Below are 15,008 nucleotides of genomic sequence, written 5' to 3' on the forward strand. Positions count from 1 at the left end.
GTCATCGGCATGGTCGGCCAGGGCTGGTGGCCGGGGCGCTCCTCGCTGGGCCTCGGCATGATCTCCAGCTGGGTGACCGAGGCCGCGCCCTGGCGGTGGGCGGTGCCGACGCAGTCCGCGCCGGTGTCGCCGCCGCCGATGACGACCACGTGCTTGCCCTTGGCGCTGATCGGGGAGTCGACGTAGTCGCCCTCCTGCACCTTGTTGGCGAGCGGCAGGTACTCCATGGCCTGGTGGATGCCGGCCAGCTCCCGGCCCGGGACGGGCAGGTCGCGGGCGGTGGTGGCGCCGGCCGCGATGACGACCGCGTCGAAGCGCTCGCGCAGCTGCTGGCCGGTGATGTCCTCGCCGACGTGGACGCCGGTGCGGAAGCGGGTGCCCTCCGCGCGCATCTGCTCGATGCGGCGGTTGATGTGGCGCTTCTCCATCTTGAACTCGGGGATGCCGTAGCGCAGCAGGCCGCCGATGCGGTCGGCGCGCTCGTACACGACCACGGTGTGGCCGGCCCGGGTGAGCTGCTGGGCGGCGGCCAGGCCGGCCGGGCCGGAGCCGACGACGGCCACGGTCTTGCCGGACAGGCGCTCCGGGATCTGCGGGGTGACGCCGCCGCGGTCCCAGGCCTTGTCGATGATGGTGACCTCGACGTTCTTGATGGTCACCGCGTCCTGGTTGATGCCGAGGACGCAGGCCGACTCACAGGGCGCCGGGCAGAGGCGGCCGGTGAACTCCGGGAAGTTGTTGGTGGCGTGCAGGCGCTCGATGGCGCCCGTCCAGTCGTCCCGGTAGGCGAGGTCGTTCCACTCGGGGATGAGGTTCCCGAGCGGGCAGCCGTTGTGGCAGAACGGGATGCCGCAGTCCATGCAGCGGCCGGCCTGCTTGGTGATGATCGGCAGGAGGCTGCGCTCGACGTAGACCTCGTTCCAGTCCCGCAGACGGACGTCGACGGGACGGCGCTCGGCCAGCTGCTTCGGGGTGGTCAGGAAGCCCTTCGGGTCAGCCATGTGCCGCCTCCATCATCTTGCGAGTGGTCTCGGACTCGGAGAGCCCGTCGCGCTCAGCGGCATCCTTGGCGGCGAGCACAGCCTTGTAGTCGGTGGGCATGATCTTGGAGAAGCGGGAGACGCCGCCGCCCCAGTCGGCGAGGAGCTCGGCGGCCACGGTGGAGCCGGTCTCCTCGTAGTGCTGCTGCACGGTCTCGCGCAGCCAGTCGCGGTCCTTGGCGTCCGGGGCCTCGATGCCGACCATGCCGCCGTTGACATTGGCCGGGCGCAGGTCGAGGACGTACGCGATGCCGCCGGACATGCCCGCTGCCAGGTTGCGCCCGGTCTCGCCGAGGACGACGACCCGGCCGCCGGTCATGTACTCGAGGCCGTGGTCGCCCACGCCCTCGACGACCAGTGTGGCACCGGAGTTGCGGACGGCGAAACGCTCGCCGGCCTTGCCGCGGAGGTGGATGCGGCCGCTGGTGGCACCGTACCCGATGGTGTTGCCGGCGATGACGTGGTTCTGCGCGTCGGCGCCGATGGCCGCGGCGTCGCGGGCCGGGCGGACGATCACGACGCCGCCGGACAGGCCCTTGCCGACGTAGTCGTTGGCGTCGCCCTCCAGCCGCAGCGTGATGCCCTTCGGCACGAAGGCGCCGAACGACTGGCCGGCGGAGCCGGTGAAGGTGACGTCGATGGTCCCCTCGGGCAGGCCCTCGCCGCGGTACCGCTTGGTCACCTCGTAGCCGAGCATGGTGCCGACGGTGCGGTTGACGTTGCGGATCGGCAGCTGGATGCGGACGGCCTCGCCGCGCTCCAGGGCGTCCTCGGCCAGCTCGACGAGCTGGTTGTCGAGCGCCTTGTCGAGCGAGTGGTCCTGCACGGTGGTGTTGTGCAGGGCCGCGCCCTCGGGGAGCTCGGGCACGTGGAAGAGCGGCGCCAGGTCGAGGCCGGCGGCCTTCCAGTGGTCGACGGCGGCGGCCGCGTCGATGTGCTCGGCGTGGCCGACGGCCTCCTCGATCGAGCGGAAGCCCAGCTCGGCGAGGATCTCGCGGACCTCCTCGGCGATGAACTCGAAGAAGTTCACCACGAACTCCGGCTTGCCGGAGAAGCGGTCGCGGAGCACCGGGTTCTGGGTGGCGACGCCGACCGGGCAGGTGTCCAGGTGGCAGACGCGCATCATGATGCAGCCGGAGACCACCAGCGGGGCGGTCGCGAAGCCGAACTCCTCGGCGCCCAGCAGGGCGGCGATGACGACGTCGCGGCCGGTCTTCAGCTGGCCGTCGGTCTGCACGACGATGCGGTCGCGCAGGCCGTTCAGCAGCAGGGTCTGCTGGGTCTCGGCGAGGCCGAGCTCCCAGGGGCCGCCCGCGTGCTTGAGCGAGGTCAGCGGCGAGGCGCCGGTGCCGCCGTCGTGGCCGGAGACCAGCACCACGTCGGCGTGCGCCTTGGAGACGCCCGCGGCGACGGTGCCGACGCCGACCTCGGAGACCAGCTTCACGTGGACGCGGGCCTGCGGGTTGGCGTTCTTGAGGTCGTGGATCAGCTGAGCCAGGTCCTCGATGGAGTAGATGTCGTGGTGCGGCGGCGGGGAGATCAGGCCGACACCCGGGGTGGAGTGCCGGGTCTTGGCGACCCACGGGTACACCTTGTGGCCGGGCAGCTGGCCGCCCTCGCCGGGCTTGGCGCCCTGGGCCATCTTGATCTGGATGTCGTCCGCGTTGACCAGGTACTCGCTGGTGACGCCGAAGCGGCCGGAGGCGACCTGCTTGATCGCGGAGCGGCGCTCCGGGTCGTACAGGCGGTCCGGGTCCTCGCCGCCCTCACCGGTGTTGGACTTGCCGCCGAGGCGGTTCATCGCGATGGCGAGGGTCTCGTGCGCCTCGCGCGAGATGGAGCCGTACGACATGGCGCCGGTGGAGAAGCGCTTGACGATCTCGGAGACCGGCTCGACCTCGTCGATGGAGATCGGGGTGCGGTCCTTGGCGTCCAGCTTGAACAGGCCGCGCAGCGTCATCAGGCGCTCGGACTGCTCGTTCACCCGGGAGGTGTACTGCTTGAAGATGTCGTACCGCTTGTTGCGGGTGGAGTGCTGCAGGCGGAAGACGGTGTCCGGGTCGAACAGGTGCGGCTCGCCCTCGCGGCGCCACTGGTACTCGCCGCCGATCTCCAGCGCGCGGTGCGCGGCCGGGATGCCGGAGGCCGGGTAGGCCTTGGCGTGGCGGGCGGCGGTCTCCTTGGCGATCTCGTCCAGGCCGATGCCGCCGAGCTTGGTGGTGGTGCCGGCGAAGTAGCCGTCGACCAGCTCCTGGGAGAGGCCGATCGCCTCGAAGACCTGGGCGCCGCGGTACGAGGCCACGGTGGAGATGCCCATCTTCGACATGACCTTGAGCACGCCCTTGCCGAGCGCCTTGATCAGGTGCTTGATCGCCTTCTCGGGCTCGACGCCCTGGATGAAGACGCCCTGGGCGACCAGGTCCTCGACGGACTCCATCGCCAGGTAGGGGTTGACCGCGCCGGCGCCGTAGCCGACCAGCAGCGCGACGTGGTGCACCTCGCGGACGTCGCCGGCCTCGACGATCAGGGACACCTGGGTGCGCTGCTTGGTGCGGATCAGGTGGTGGTGGATCGCGGAGGTGAGCAGCAGCGACGGGATCGGCGCGTGCTCGGCGTCCGAGTGGCGGTCGGAGAGGACGACGATGCGGGCGCCGTCGGCGATCGCGGCGTCGGCCTCGGCGGCGATCTCGGCCAGGCGGGCGGCCAGGCCGGACCCGCCGGTGGAGACCTTGTACAGACCGGACAGCGTGACGGCCTTCAGGCCGGGCTGGTCACCGTCGGCGTTGATGTGGATGAGCTTGGCCAGCTCGTCGTTGTCGATCACCGGGAAGGTGATGCCGACGGAGCGGCAGTGCGAGGGCTGCGCGTCGAGCAGGTTGCCCTCGGGGCCGAGGTTGCTCAGCAGCGAGGTGACGAGCTCCTCGCGGATGGCGTCCAGCGGCGGGTTGGTGACCTGCGCGAAGAGCTGCACGAAGTAGTCGAACAGCAGGCGCGGCTTCTCGGAGAGCGCGGCGATCGGCGAGTCGGTGCCCATCGAGCCGAGCGCCTCGGCGCCGGTCTTGGCCATCGGCGCCAGGATGACGCGCAGCTCCTCCTCGGTGTAGCCGAAGGTCTGCTGACGGCGGGTCACCGAGGCGTGGGTGTGGGCGATGTGCTCGCGCTCGGGGAGCTTGGCGAGCTGGATCTGCCCGGCGGCGATCCACTCCTCGTAGGGGTGCTCGGCGGCGAGGGCGGACTTGATCTCCTCGTCCTCGACGATGCGGCCCTCGGCCGTGTCGACCAGGAACATCTTGCCGGGCTGCAGGCGGCCCTTCTTGGCGACCCGCTCCTGGTCGATGTCGAGCACGCCGACCTCGGAGGAGAGGACGACCAGGCCGTCCTCGGTGACCCAGTAGCGGGCGGGACGCAGGCCGTTGCGGTCGAGGACCGCGCCGACCTGGGTGCCGTCGGTGAAGGTGACGCAGGCCGGGCCGTCCCAGGGCTCCATCAGGTTGGAGTGGTACTGGTAGAAGGCGCGGCGGGCCGGCTCCATGGTGGCGTGGTTCTCCCACGCCTCCGGGATCATCATCAGCACCGAGTGCGGCAGCGAGCGGCCGCCGAGGTGGAGCAGCTCCAGGACCTCGTCGAAGGACGCGGAGTCGGAGTGGTCCGGGGTGCAGATCGGGAAGATCCGGTCCAGACCCTGCCCGTTGGCGTTGGCCGGGATGAGGTCGGTGGCGAGCTGGGACTCGCGGGCGGTCATCCAGTTCCGGTTGCCCTTGACCGTGTTGATCTCGCCGTTGTGCGCGACGAAGCGGTACGGGTGGGCGAGCGGCCAGCTCGGGAAGGTGTTGGTCGAGAACCGCGAGTGCACCAGGCCGATGGCGGAGGCGTAGAGCCGGTCCGACAGGTCGGGGAAGAAGGGCTCCAGCTGGCCGGTGGTCAGCATGCCCTTGTAGACGATGGTGCGGGCGGACAGCGACGGGAAGTAGACGCCGGCCTCGCGCTCGGCGCGCTTGCGGACGACGAAGGCGACCCGGTCGAGCTCGATGCCGCGCCTCTCGGCGTGCGAGACGAAGAGCTGGCGGAAGCGCGGCATGACCGAGCGGGCGGTGGCGCCGAGCAGGTCCGGGGTGACCGGGACGTCGCGCCAGCCGAGGACGGTCAGGCCCTCCTCGGCGGCGACGGCCTCGATGGCGGCAACCGCGGCGGCGTCGGCGGCGTCCTCGTCGGGGAGGAAGGCGATGCCGACGGCGTAGGAGCCGGCGGCCGGCAGCTCGAAGGAGACCTTGGAACGCAGGAAGGCGTCCGGGATCTGGGTCAGGATGCCCGCGCCGTCACCGGAGTCCGGCTCGGCGCCGGTGGCGCCGCGGTGCTCCAGGTTGCGCAGGACGGTGAGCGCCTGGTCGACAACGGTGTGGTCGGCGATGCCGGTCAGCGTGGCGACGAAGCCGACGCCGCAGGCGTCGTGCTCGTTTCGCGGGTCGTACAGGCCCTGAGCAGCAGGTCGCGCATCCGGAACGAGCGCGTACGGGCGGCTGGCCTGCGCGGGCTCGTTGGCGGAGTGCATGGATGCAGACAGCATCGGCTCTCCCGTCGTCGTCTTTTGGCTTGGGAGCACCTCCCGGCCGGGAGCCGGAGGGGCTTGGTGCATTAAGGGACGACGTTGGCCCTCTGCGATTTCGTGCAAGTTACATGATGCCGGACATCCCGCGAAGTGGAACGGGGCGTCCACATGGCGGACATAACCTGCAGGTCAGCGGCGGTTACCGGCTGGTAGGTCCGGCCCGGCAGAACGCGCAACGGTGCGCGTGTTTCCACCAGTGTGCCCAACGGCCGCGCGGGTGAAACAGCGGCGAAACGCCCCGTCCACACGGCCGTGGTGGCGGCGCCTGCGATTCCATCCCGTACGGACGAGCACCGGGATGGAATCGAGGGCCGGAAGCTGCCGGGGAGAGCGTAGAACAGGCATGGACCACCGGCCCATGTGTGGAACGTCACGCACACCCCGGCATACCCATGCGATGCCCTGTGGCATCGCACGAGGTCAACCGACCGCGCCGCCGATGAGGTGGCCCAGCAGGAAGGTCAGACCGGCCGCGGCGCCGCCCAGGGCCAGCTGGCGCAGGCCGCTGAACCACCAGCTGCGGGCGGTCACCCGGGCCACCACGGCCCCGCACAGGAACAGGCCGCCGGCCGCCACCACCAGGGCCGGCCACAGCGAGGCCGCACCCAGCAGGTACGGCAGCAGCGGCAGCAGCGCGCCCAGCGCGAAGCAGGCGAAGGAGGAGGCTGCGGCGACGACCGGCGACGGCAGGTCGTCCGGGTCCACGCCCAGCTCCTCGCGGGCGTGCACGGCCAGCGTCCGCTCCGGGTCGCGGGACAGCTGCCGGGCCACCTCGTGGGCCAGCTCCGGCTCGACGCCCTTGGCCACGTACAGCTGGGCGAGCTCGGCCAGCTCGCCGTGCGGGTTGCGGCTCAGCTCCAGGCGCTCGGCCTCGATCTCGGCCTCGACCAGTTCGCGCTGCGAGGCGACCGAGGTGTACTCCCCCGCCGCCATCGAGAAGGCCCCGGCGGCCAGTCCGGCCAGGCCGGTGAGGATCACCGTGCTGCGGCCGACGTCGCCGCCTACCACACCGCTCACCAGCGCCAGGTTGGACACCAGGCCGTCCATCGCACCGAACACGGCGGGCCGCAGCCAGCCGCCGTTCACGTCGCGGTGGTGCCCGTCCTCCGGGATGCGCGGCTTGGGCTCCCCGGTGGCGGGCCGTTCTATGGCGGTGCTCATGGCTGTCAGGCCTCCTGTCGGACGTCCCCCCTGCGCAGCCGGGCACGGCGGCTCTGCCGTGGAGCTGGGCTGCCCGCAGGGCTCTACGAGTTCGAACGTAGCCCGTTGACCTGCGACTTTCCAGCAAAGTAAGGCTGTCCGAACATGCCGGCGGCCGCCCTCCACACGGGGTGGCGGGCGGCCGTCTGGCAGGCGTTCGGGCAGGTCAGGCGGGTTGCTCCGGGGCGGCGTCGGCCGGGGCGGCGGTGCGCTGGGCGCCCGGCGAGCTGTCCGAGGGCTGGGAAGCCCCGTCCTCCTTGTCCGCGGTGCGGGCGGCCGGGTCGATCGAATCCGGCGCCTCCCGGCCGGGGCGCAGCCTGGAGGACACCACCAGGTAGACGACCGCCGCCACGAAGAGCACGATCGCGGTCCAGTCGTTGAGGCGCAGGCCCAGGATGTGGTGCGCCTCGTCGATCCGCAGCCACTCGGTCCAGAACCGGCCGACGGTGTAGGCGGCGACGTACAGGGCGAAGGCCCGGCCGTGGCCGAGGGTGAAGCGGCGGTCGGCCCAGATCACCAGCAGGGCGACGCCGACGCACCAGAGCGACTCGTAGAGGAAGGTCGGGTGGAAGACGCCGTCGACGACCGTGCCGTCGGCCTCCACCTTGTGGATCTCCAGGCCCCAGGGGAGCGTGGTCGGCTTGCCGTACAGCTCCTGGTTGAACCAGTTGCCCCAGCGGCCGAAGGCCTGGGCGAGCGCGATGCCCGGCGCGATGGCGTCGGCGTAGGCGGGGAGCGGGACGCCGCGGCGGCGGCAGCCGATCCAGGCGCCGACAGCGCCGAGCGCGATCGCACCCCAGATGCCGAGGCCGCCCTCCCAGATCTTGAAGGCGTTCCACGGGTTCCGGCCGTCACCGAAGTACAGCTGGTGGTCGGTGATCACGTGGTAGAGCCGGCCGCCGATCAGGCCGAAGGGCACGGCCCAGACGGCGATGTCGCCGACCGTGTGCTTGGCACCGCCCCGGGCGACCCAGCGCCTGCTGCCGAGCCAGACCGCGACGACGACGCCGATGATGATGCAGAACGCGTAGGCGCGCAGCGGGACCGGTCCGAGGTAGAGGACGCCCCGCGACGGGCTCGGGATGTATGCGAGATCCATGGCAGGGTCGACGCTACCCTGTCGCGCGCGCGGTGCGGGCACCGGCGCGGGTCACAGCTTCCGAACGGTCGCGGGCCGGCCGGCGGGTGCCCGGCCGGCGGCCGCGGGGTGCGGCCGGGTGCGTCAGGGGGACGGTGCGGTGCTCGGCACCTGCGAGCCGGTGGTGCCGAGCTTCTTGCCCTGGTTGGCCTCGTCGACCCACTTCACGAGGTTCTCCGGGGAGATCTGCTCCTCCCCCTTCTTCGGGTAGACCGGGGTGCCGTTGAGCAGCACCGTCGGCGTGGACTTGAAGCCGGACTTGTCGAAGTCCTGCTGGACGGCGGAGACCCAGCCACCGAACTCGTTGTCGTTGACGCAGGCCCGGAAGGCGGGGGTGTCGAGGCCCGGGACCTGCTTGGCGAGGTCGATCAGGGCCTCCTTGTCGCCGAAGGTGTCGCTGGTCTCGGCGGGCTGGTTCTTGTAGAGCACGTCGTGGTAGGCGCGGAACTTGCCCGCCTCCTGCGCGCAGGCCAGGGCGTTGGCACCGTACTTGGAGCCCTTGCCGCCGAGCGAGCGGTCGATGAACGAGACGATGTGGTAGTTCGCGGTGATCTTGCCCGCGTCCTCCAGCTCGTTGACGGTCTGTGTGAAGGCCTGCTCGAAGCTGCCGCAGGCGGGGCAGCGCGGGTCCTCGTAGACGGTGAGGACGGAGGGGGCGTCGGCCGCGCCGCTGGGGATGACGAGGTTCTTCTCGCCGGTGGTGCCGGCCGGGGCGGCGGTCGGGGTCTCCGGCTTGGAGCGCTGGTTCTGCACCACGACGCCGGTGACCACCGCGGCGGCGATCACGCCGATCACCACGCCGCCGACGACGAACTGCTTCTTGCGCCGGCCGCGGGCCTCGTCGGCAGCCCGCTGCTGCTGCAACCGCTCGCGGGCGGTGCGCTTGCCTTCTCGGTTCTTCTCGCTCATGGGTGCTGTGTCCAAGGCCGTGTCCGGGTCGTCGGAGGGATGCGGGGTGTCCGCGGGGAGGGATGGGGCGCGGAGTGCGGTGGGCGGGCGGTCAGGCGGCGAGCCAGGCGTCGGCCGAGAACTTCGTCCTGGGCCGGAGGACCAGCCAGACGGCGAGCAGCAGGAAGCCGGTGTCGCGGAGGATCTCCTGGAGGTACTCGGTCTTGGAGGCGTCGACCGTGCCGCCTCCGCCGAAGCAGCCGCAGTCGATGGAGATGCCGCGGGCCCAGGCCGAGGCGATGCCGGCGATGAAGGCCAGCAGCAGCAGCGCCGAGACCGCGGCGACCAGCCGGGTGCCCAGCCCGATCAGCAGCAGCAGTGCCAGGGCGAGCTCCAGGAACGGCAGGCCGTACCCGGCCGGCTTGACCAGGGACTCGGGCAGGATCTCGTAGGCCCGGACGGCCTGGGCCGCCTCGGCCGGATCGGAGATCTTGGCGAGCCCGGCCCAGCCCCAGACCACCGCCAGGCCGAGGCGGGCGGCCAGGCCGATCCACTCGGAGGCCGGGCCGGTCAGGACGCGGCGCAGCCCCCCGGCGCTCTGCGGCCGGATCGTCTGCTGACTGGCCATGCGGTCTCCCCCTGGGCGTGGTACGGCTCGGTGCGGCCCGTGTGCTGCGGCGCGCGGCGCCGCGGCGGCGGCCCCTGACGGATGAACCGTAGAGGAGGAAGTACGGTTCCTCCGCTTTGGCGAATTAAGCCGAAAGGGTGAGATTTTCGGGGGTGATGTCCGGCTTGTTCTAACGGTCCTGACGATCCGTCCGGCCGCAGCGGCCGACCGGCGCGTCGGCGGCGGAGGGCTCGCGGCCGTGCGGGCTCGGGGACCGCTCGCCGAACGCCGCGAGGGCGGCGGCCGGGCCGACCCAGGCGCGGGCGTCCCGGGCGGCCTGTTCGGCACCCCGTCTGGCCAGCGCCTGGCCGGCCGCGGTCTGCACCCCGAGGGCCGTGCCGAGGGCGAGGGCGGCGGCCGCCGCACGGATCAGGACGGCACGGTGCAGGAACGGCACGGGCGGACCTCTCGACGGTCGGGGCGGTGGAGCGGTGCACGAACCACGGAGTGCGGACGGCACCGTCAACCCGTCCCTCCGCTCAACGCGGGTCAACCGCACCCGATGCGCCGGCCGTCCACTCTCCACTCGTGCGGGTGAATTTCCGGGGCCGGAGGAACCACGACGGCCCGCCGCCTCGTGCGATGCGGCGGGCCGTCGGTCGGAGCGGGCCGGGCTACCGGCGGCGGACGCCCGCCGCGAGGTCGGCGGCGAGGGCGCGGACTGCGCCGAGGGCCGCCTCGGTGTCGCCGTCCGCGTCCAGGATGCGCTGGACGAAGGCGGAGCCGACGATCACGCCGTCGGCGAAGCCCGCCACCTCGGCGGCCTGGGCGGCGGTGGAGACGCCGAGGCCGACGCAGACCGGCAGGTCGGTGGCGGCCCGGGTGCGGGCGACCAGGTCCTCGGCGAGGTCGCCGACCTGGGCCCGGGTGCCGGTGACGCCCATCACCGCGGCCGCGTAGACGAAGCCGGAGCCGGCCGCGGTGACCTCGGCGAGGCGGGCGTCCTTGCTGCTGGGGGCGACCACGAACACGGTGTCCAGACCGTGCTCGCCCGCCGCCTTGCGCCACTCCTCGGACTCCTCCACCGGGAGGTCGGGCAGGATGCAGCCCGCTCCCCCGGCGGCCGCCAGGTCGGCGGCGAACCGGGCGACGCCGTACCGGTCGACCGGGTTCCAGTAGGTCATGACCAGCACCGCGGCCCCGGGGTGCGCGGCGGCGACCTCGGCGACGGTGTGCAGCACGTCCTTGATCCGGACGCCGCCGCGCAGCGCGATGTCGTCGGCGGTCTGGATGGTCGGGCCGTCCAGCACCGGGTCGGAGTGCGGCAGGCCGATCTCGACGACGTCGCAGCCGCCCTCGACCAGGGCGTTGACGGCGGCGATGCCGCCCTCGACGGTCGGGAAGCCGGCCGGGAGGTAGCCGATCAGTGCGGCGCGGTTCTCCGCCTTGGCCGCGGCCAGGACGGTGGTGAGCTTGGATGCCATGGTCACTTGCCCTCGCCGCTCTCGGTGTTCGCCTGGTCGTAGAGGCCGAAGTACTCGGCTGCGGTGTGCATGTCCTTGTCGCCGCGGCCGGAGAGGCTGACCAGGATGGTCGCCTCCGGGCCGAGCTCGCGGCCGAGCTCCAGGGCGCCGGCCAGCGCGTGGGCGCTCTCGATGGCCGGGATGATGCCCTCGGTGCGGGACAGCAGGCGCAGCGCCTGCATGGCGGCGTCGTCGGTGACCGGGCGGTACTCGGCGCGTCCGGTGTCCTTGAGCCAGGCGTGCTCGGGGCCGACGCCGGGGTAGTCCAGGCCGGCCGAGATGGAGTGCGACTCGATGGTCTGGCCGTCCTCGTCCTGCAGGACGTAGGTGCGCGAGCCGTGCAGCACGCCGGGGTCGCCCTTGGTGAGGGTGGCGGCGTGGCGCGGGGTGTCCGCGCCCTCGCCGGCGGCCTCGCAGCCGATCAGGCGGACGCCGGCGTCCGGGATGAACTCGTGGAAGATGCCCATGGCGTTGGAGCCGCCGCCGACGCAGGCGACGACCGCGTCGGGCAGCCGGCCGGTGCGCTCCAGGACCTGCTCGCGGGCCTCCACGCCGATGACCCGGTGGAAGTCGCGGACCATCATCGGGAAGGGGTGCGGGCCGGCGACGGTGCCGAAGAGGTAGTGGGTGGAGTCGACGTTGGCGACCCAGTCGCGGAACGCCTCGTTGATGGCGTCCTTGAGGGTGCGGCTGCCGGACTTCACGGCGACGACCTCGGCGCCGAGCATGCGCATCCGGGCGACGTTCAGCGCCTGGCGCTGCGTGTCGACCTCGCCCATGTAGATGGTGCAGTCGAAGCCGAACAGCGCACAGGCGGTGGCGGTGGCCACGCCGTGCTGGCCGGCGCCGGTCTCGGCGATGATCCGGGTCTTGCCCATCCGCTTGGTGAGCAGGGCCTGGCCCAGCACGTTGTTGATCTTGTGCGAGCCGGTGTGGTTGAGGTCCTCGCGCTTGAGCAGGACGCGCGCGCCGCCGGCCTCGGCGGAGAACCGCCGCACGTCGGTCAGCGGGCTCGGCCGGCCGGTGTAGTCCTTCAGCAGGCCGTCGAGTTCGGCGGCGAAGGCCGGGTCGGTCTTGGCCTTCTCGTACTCCTCGGCGACCTGCTCGACGGCGGCGACCAGCGCCTCCGGGATGAAGCGGCCGCCGTACGCGCCGAAGTAGCCGCGTGCGTCCGGGACGTGGGCGCCCGGCAGGTAGTCCTTCTCGGACATGGTGAAGCGTCCTTCTGGGTCGATGGGATGGCAGGAGGGACGGCCGGTCAGCGGCCGTGCGTCCTGCGCCATCGACGGCCCGGCACCTGGCCGGGCTCGCAGCCGATCACGTAGCGCACCCGCCGCCCCAGCACCCGGCGTGCGGGCGCGCGGCAGCCGCGCGGGCGGCAGCCGGGGGCGAGGCGGGAGGCGAGTTTCACGGCAGCGGTCAGCCCTTGTGGCGGAGGGCCGGGTGGGCGCCGGCGGCGACCAGGTCGGCCACCGCGGCCTTCGGGTCCTTGCCGGTCACCAGGGACTCGCCGACCAGCACCGCGTCGGCGCCGAGGTTGGCGTACTGGATGACGTCGAGCGGGCCGCGGACACCGGACTCGGCGACCTTGACGATCCCGGCCGGGATCGCGTCGACCACGTTGCCGAAGGTGTTGCGGTCCACCTCGAGGGTCTTGAGGTTGCGGGCGTTGACGCCGATGATCTTCGCGCCGGCGTCCACCGCGCGGGCGATCTCCTCCTCGTCGTGCACCTCGACCAGCGGGGTCAGCCCGATCGACTCGGCCCGCTCGACGAGCGAGACCAGGGCCGGCTGGTCCAGGGCGGCGACGATCAGCAGGGCGAGGTCGGCGCCGTGCGCGCGGGCCTCCCACAGCTGGTACGCGGTGACGATGAAGTCCTTGCGCAGGACCGGGGTGTCGACCGCGGCGCGGACGGCGTCGAGGTCGGCGAGCGAGCCGCCGAAGCGGCGCTGCTCGGTCAGCACGCTGATCGCGGCGGCTCCGCCGGCCGCGTAGTCCAGCGCCAGGGCGGCCGGGTCGGCGATCGCCGCCAGCGCGCCCTTGGAGGGGCTGGAGCGCTTGACCTCGCAGATCACCCGGACGCCGTCGCCGCGCAGCGCGGCCACGCCGTCCTTGGCCACCGGTGCCTTGGCGGCGAGCTCCTTGAGCTCGTCGAGGGACACCCTGGCCTGTCGCTCGGCGAGGTCCTCACGGACCCCGTCGATGATCTCGTCGAGCACACTCACGCGAGCGCCCCCATCATTTGCTGGCTAGGTGCCGGGAGGAACGGTGCCCACCCCGGCCTGGCTGTGCGGTCAAACCGCCGGAGGCGTTTCACGCGGATCGGTGAGGATCCCGTGCGTACGCGCCCCCGTTGGCTCTTCGATGGTATCGGGAGCAGGGGGCGCGGGGCGCATCCGCCCGGCGTGCGTCTCGCGGAGCGGACCGGGTGGGGGCGGGTCGCGGCGGGTGCCTCCCGCGCTCACACCAGGGGCGGTGCCAGCCCGGCCCCGGCCGGCAGGTTGCGCAGCACGGTGAAGACCACCAGCAGCACGGCCAGCACGACGGTCTGCGGCAGGGTGACGGCGAACCGCGGCGGGGTGCCGCCGGTGAGCGCGGCCCACAGCCAGCGCAGCCAGAACACGGCGGCGGCCACCGCCAGCACCATGACGAGCAGGTTGTCGTGGCCCGCGGCGTTCAGGTCGCCGTGGGTCAGCGCGTGCACGCAGCGCAGACCGCCGCAGCCGGGGCACCACCAGCCGGTGGCCTGCAGCACCGGGCAGGTCGGGTAGTGGCCGGGCGCGTTGGGGTCGACCGCGGCGACGTACGCCGTCGGCAGCGCGACGGCCACCAGGGCCGCCAGCGGGCGGACCAGCCGGCGGCCGAGCGGGACGGGGAGGTCGGGAGCGCTCACGGCGCCGATTCTCCTCCCCCGGCGCCGCCCCGCGCGGAAGGCCCCGCGGAAGGCGCGGCGCGGGGCGGAACGCACGCGCCCCCGGTCACCGTCGGTGATCGGGGGCGTCGGCGGACGTACGGTCAGGCGGCGCTGACGGGAGCGCGCTCCTCGACGGCCGGGGCGGCGGCCGGGGCGAAGTGCGGGCTCGGCTGCTTGCCCATGCCCGCCATCGACATCGCCTTGCCGACCACGAGCGCCAGCACCACGAGCACCAGGCCCGCGACGACGAGCAGCACGTTCGGGATGATCATGGCGACGCCGCTGACCGAGAAGCCGATGAAAGCGATGGTCACGCCGGTCCAGGCGGCGGGAGTGTGGCCGTGCGCTGCTGCCGACATCTGTTGGTGCTCCTTGTTCTCCGATTCCCGGCCGGGCGGTACGAGGCGCTCGACGGGGTTGACCCCTCCATTGTGCCGGGCCCTCACGCCCGTCCCCAAGGCGGGCCCCGGGTCAGCCGGTGGGATCTTCGCCACGGTCGAGGGCCTTCCACAGCTCGGCCGCGCCGTCGGTGGGCCGCGGTCTGGCGGCCGCCTTGCGGGTCGGCGCCTCGTAGCGGGCGCCCATCGCGGGCCAGGCCCGCCCGGCCAGGACGGTCAGCAGGCCCGCCAGCGCCAGCAGCACGCCGCCTGCGGCGGCCACCCAGGGCCAGCCCGTCCGGCTGATCTCCTCGGCGCGGGCACCGGCCAGCGCCAGCCGTCCGGCGGCCTCGGCGTTCAGTCCCGCGGTGTCGGTGGCGCCGATCACCGCGCCCGCGACCACGCCGAGGCCGGCCAGGGCGGTGAGCACGCCGACGGCGGTGCGGGCGGCGCCGCGGACGGCGAAGACGGCCACCGCGGCGGCCAGCGCCGCCAGTGCGAGCCCGGTGGGCAGCCCGGTCAGCCTGGAGCCGGTGGCGCTGACCTCCAGACGGCCCCCGGCGGTGCCGGAGACGACGCCCTCGGCCCAGGTGCGGCCGGTGGAGGTCAGGACGAGCAGGGCTCCGACGGCGGTCAGCAGCAGCATCAGGGCGAGCGAACGGCGGCCGGTCTTGGGTGCGGGAGAACTCACCCGTCCACTATCGCCGACCGCAC

At 72.8% G+C, this 15,008-nt stretch carries 14 protein-coding genes (1 of these 14 only partly in view); all 14 read right to left on the reverse strand.

Annotated features, from left to right (window positions below):
• Nucleotides 1–1,001: the 5' portion of a glutamate synthase subunit beta gene (locus tag ACQ614_RS09700; RefSeq protein WP_431678024.1), read on the reverse strand. Its footprint begins 460 nt before the window's first position; only the first 1,001 of its 1,461 coding nucleotides appear in the window; the start codon lies at nucleotides 999–1,001; the stop codon falls past the left edge of the window.
• Nucleotides 994–5,589 carry a glutamate synthase large subunit gene (gene gltB, locus ACQ614_RS09705; RefSeq protein WP_431683878.1) on the reverse strand — a complete coding sequence of 1,532 codons (4,596 nt, stop codon included), beginning with the start codon at nucleotides 5,587–5,589 and terminating at the stop codon, nucleotides 994–996. The genes ACQ614_RS09700 and gltB overlap by 8 nt, the downstream gene beginning before the upstream one ends.
• A 477-nt stretch (nucleotides 5,590–6,066) precedes the next feature.
• Nucleotides 6,067–6,807 (reverse strand): VIT1/CCC1 transporter family protein, encoded by a 741-nt coding sequence (locus ACQ614_RS09710; protein ID WP_431678026.1) that lies wholly within the window; start codon nucleotides 6,805–6,807, stop codon nucleotides 6,067–6,069.
• 205 nt (nucleotides 6,808–7,012) lie between these two features.
• Nucleotides 7,013–7,945: a prolipoprotein diacylglyceryl transferase gene (gene lgt, locus ACQ614_RS09715; protein WP_431678027.1), complete on the reverse strand. Its 933-nt coding sequence runs from the start codon at nucleotides 7,943–7,945 to the stop codon at nucleotides 7,013–7,015.
• Between the two features lie 123 nt (nucleotides 7,946–8,068).
• The gene (locus ACQ614_RS09720) at nucleotides 8,069–8,893 is read right to left on the reverse strand and encodes a DsbA family protein (protein WP_431678028.1); all 825 of its coding nucleotides are present in this window, start codon (nucleotides 8,891–8,893) and stop codon (nucleotides 8,069–8,071) included.
• Between the two features lie 91 nt (nucleotides 8,894–8,984).
• Nucleotides 8,985–9,500, reverse strand: a complete 516-nt coding sequence (locus ACQ614_RS09725) for a MauE/DoxX family redox-associated membrane protein (protein ID WP_431678030.1) — start codon at nucleotides 9,498–9,500, stop codon at nucleotides 8,985–8,987.
• A gap of 169 nt (nucleotides 9,501–9,669) precedes the next feature.
• Nucleotides 9,670–9,936, reverse strand: a complete 267-nt coding sequence (locus tag ACQ614_RS09730) for a hypothetical protein (protein ID WP_431678031.1) — start codon at nucleotides 9,934–9,936, stop codon at nucleotides 9,670–9,672.
• Between the two features lie 217 nt (nucleotides 9,937–10,153).
• Nucleotides 10,154–10,963, reverse strand: a complete 810-nt coding sequence (trpA, locus tag ACQ614_RS09735) for a tryptophan synthase subunit alpha (RefSeq protein WP_431678032.1) — start codon at nucleotides 10,961–10,963, stop codon at nucleotides 10,154–10,156.
• A 2-nt stretch (nucleotides 10,964–10,965) separates the two neighbouring features.
• Nucleotides 10,966–12,213, reverse strand: coding sequence for a tryptophan synthase subunit beta (gene trpB, locus ACQ614_RS09740; RefSeq protein ID WP_431678033.1), 1,248 nt, complete (start codon nucleotides 12,211–12,213; stop codon nucleotides 10,966–10,968).
• 47 nt (nucleotides 12,214–12,260) lie between these two features.
• Nucleotides 12,261–12,413, reverse strand: a complete 153-nt coding sequence (gene trpM / locus ACQ614_RS09745) for a tryptophan biosynthesis modulator TrpM (protein ID WP_420706148.1) — start codon at nucleotides 12,411–12,413, stop codon at nucleotides 12,261–12,263.
• An 8-nt stretch (nucleotides 12,414–12,421) separates the two neighbouring features.
• Entirely contained in the window at nucleotides 12,422–13,228 is an 807-nt protein-coding gene (gene trpC, locus ACQ614_RS09750; RefSeq protein WP_431678035.1) for an indole-3-glycerol phosphate synthase TrpC, read from the reverse strand.
• A 236-nt stretch (nucleotides 13,229–13,464) separates the two neighbouring features.
• Nucleotides 13,465–13,896 (reverse strand): DUF2752 domain-containing protein, encoded by a 432-nt coding sequence (locus ACQ614_RS09755; RefSeq protein ID WP_431678036.1) that lies wholly within the window; start codon nucleotides 13,894–13,896, stop codon nucleotides 13,465–13,467.
• A gap of 122 nt (nucleotides 13,897–14,018) precedes the next feature.
• Nucleotides 14,019–14,276 carry an HGxxPAAW family protein gene (locus ACQ614_RS09760; RefSeq protein WP_431678037.1) on the reverse strand — a complete coding sequence of 86 codons (258 nt, stop codon included), beginning with the start codon at nucleotides 14,274–14,276 and terminating at the stop codon, nucleotides 14,019–14,021.
• Between the two features lie 112 nt (nucleotides 14,277–14,388).
• Nucleotides 14,389–14,985 (reverse strand): TIGR02234 family membrane protein, encoded by a 597-nt coding sequence (locus ACQ614_RS09765; RefSeq protein WP_431678038.1) that lies wholly within the window; start codon nucleotides 14,983–14,985, stop codon nucleotides 14,389–14,391.
• Nucleotides 14,986–15,008: the final 23 nt, after the last annotated feature.

It is taken from the genome of Kitasatospora dryopteridis (assembly GCF_050749075.1).
In the GTDB taxonomy this organism is placed as follows: domain Bacteria; phylum Actinomycetota; class Actinomycetes; order Streptomycetales; family Streptomycetaceae; genus Kitasatospora.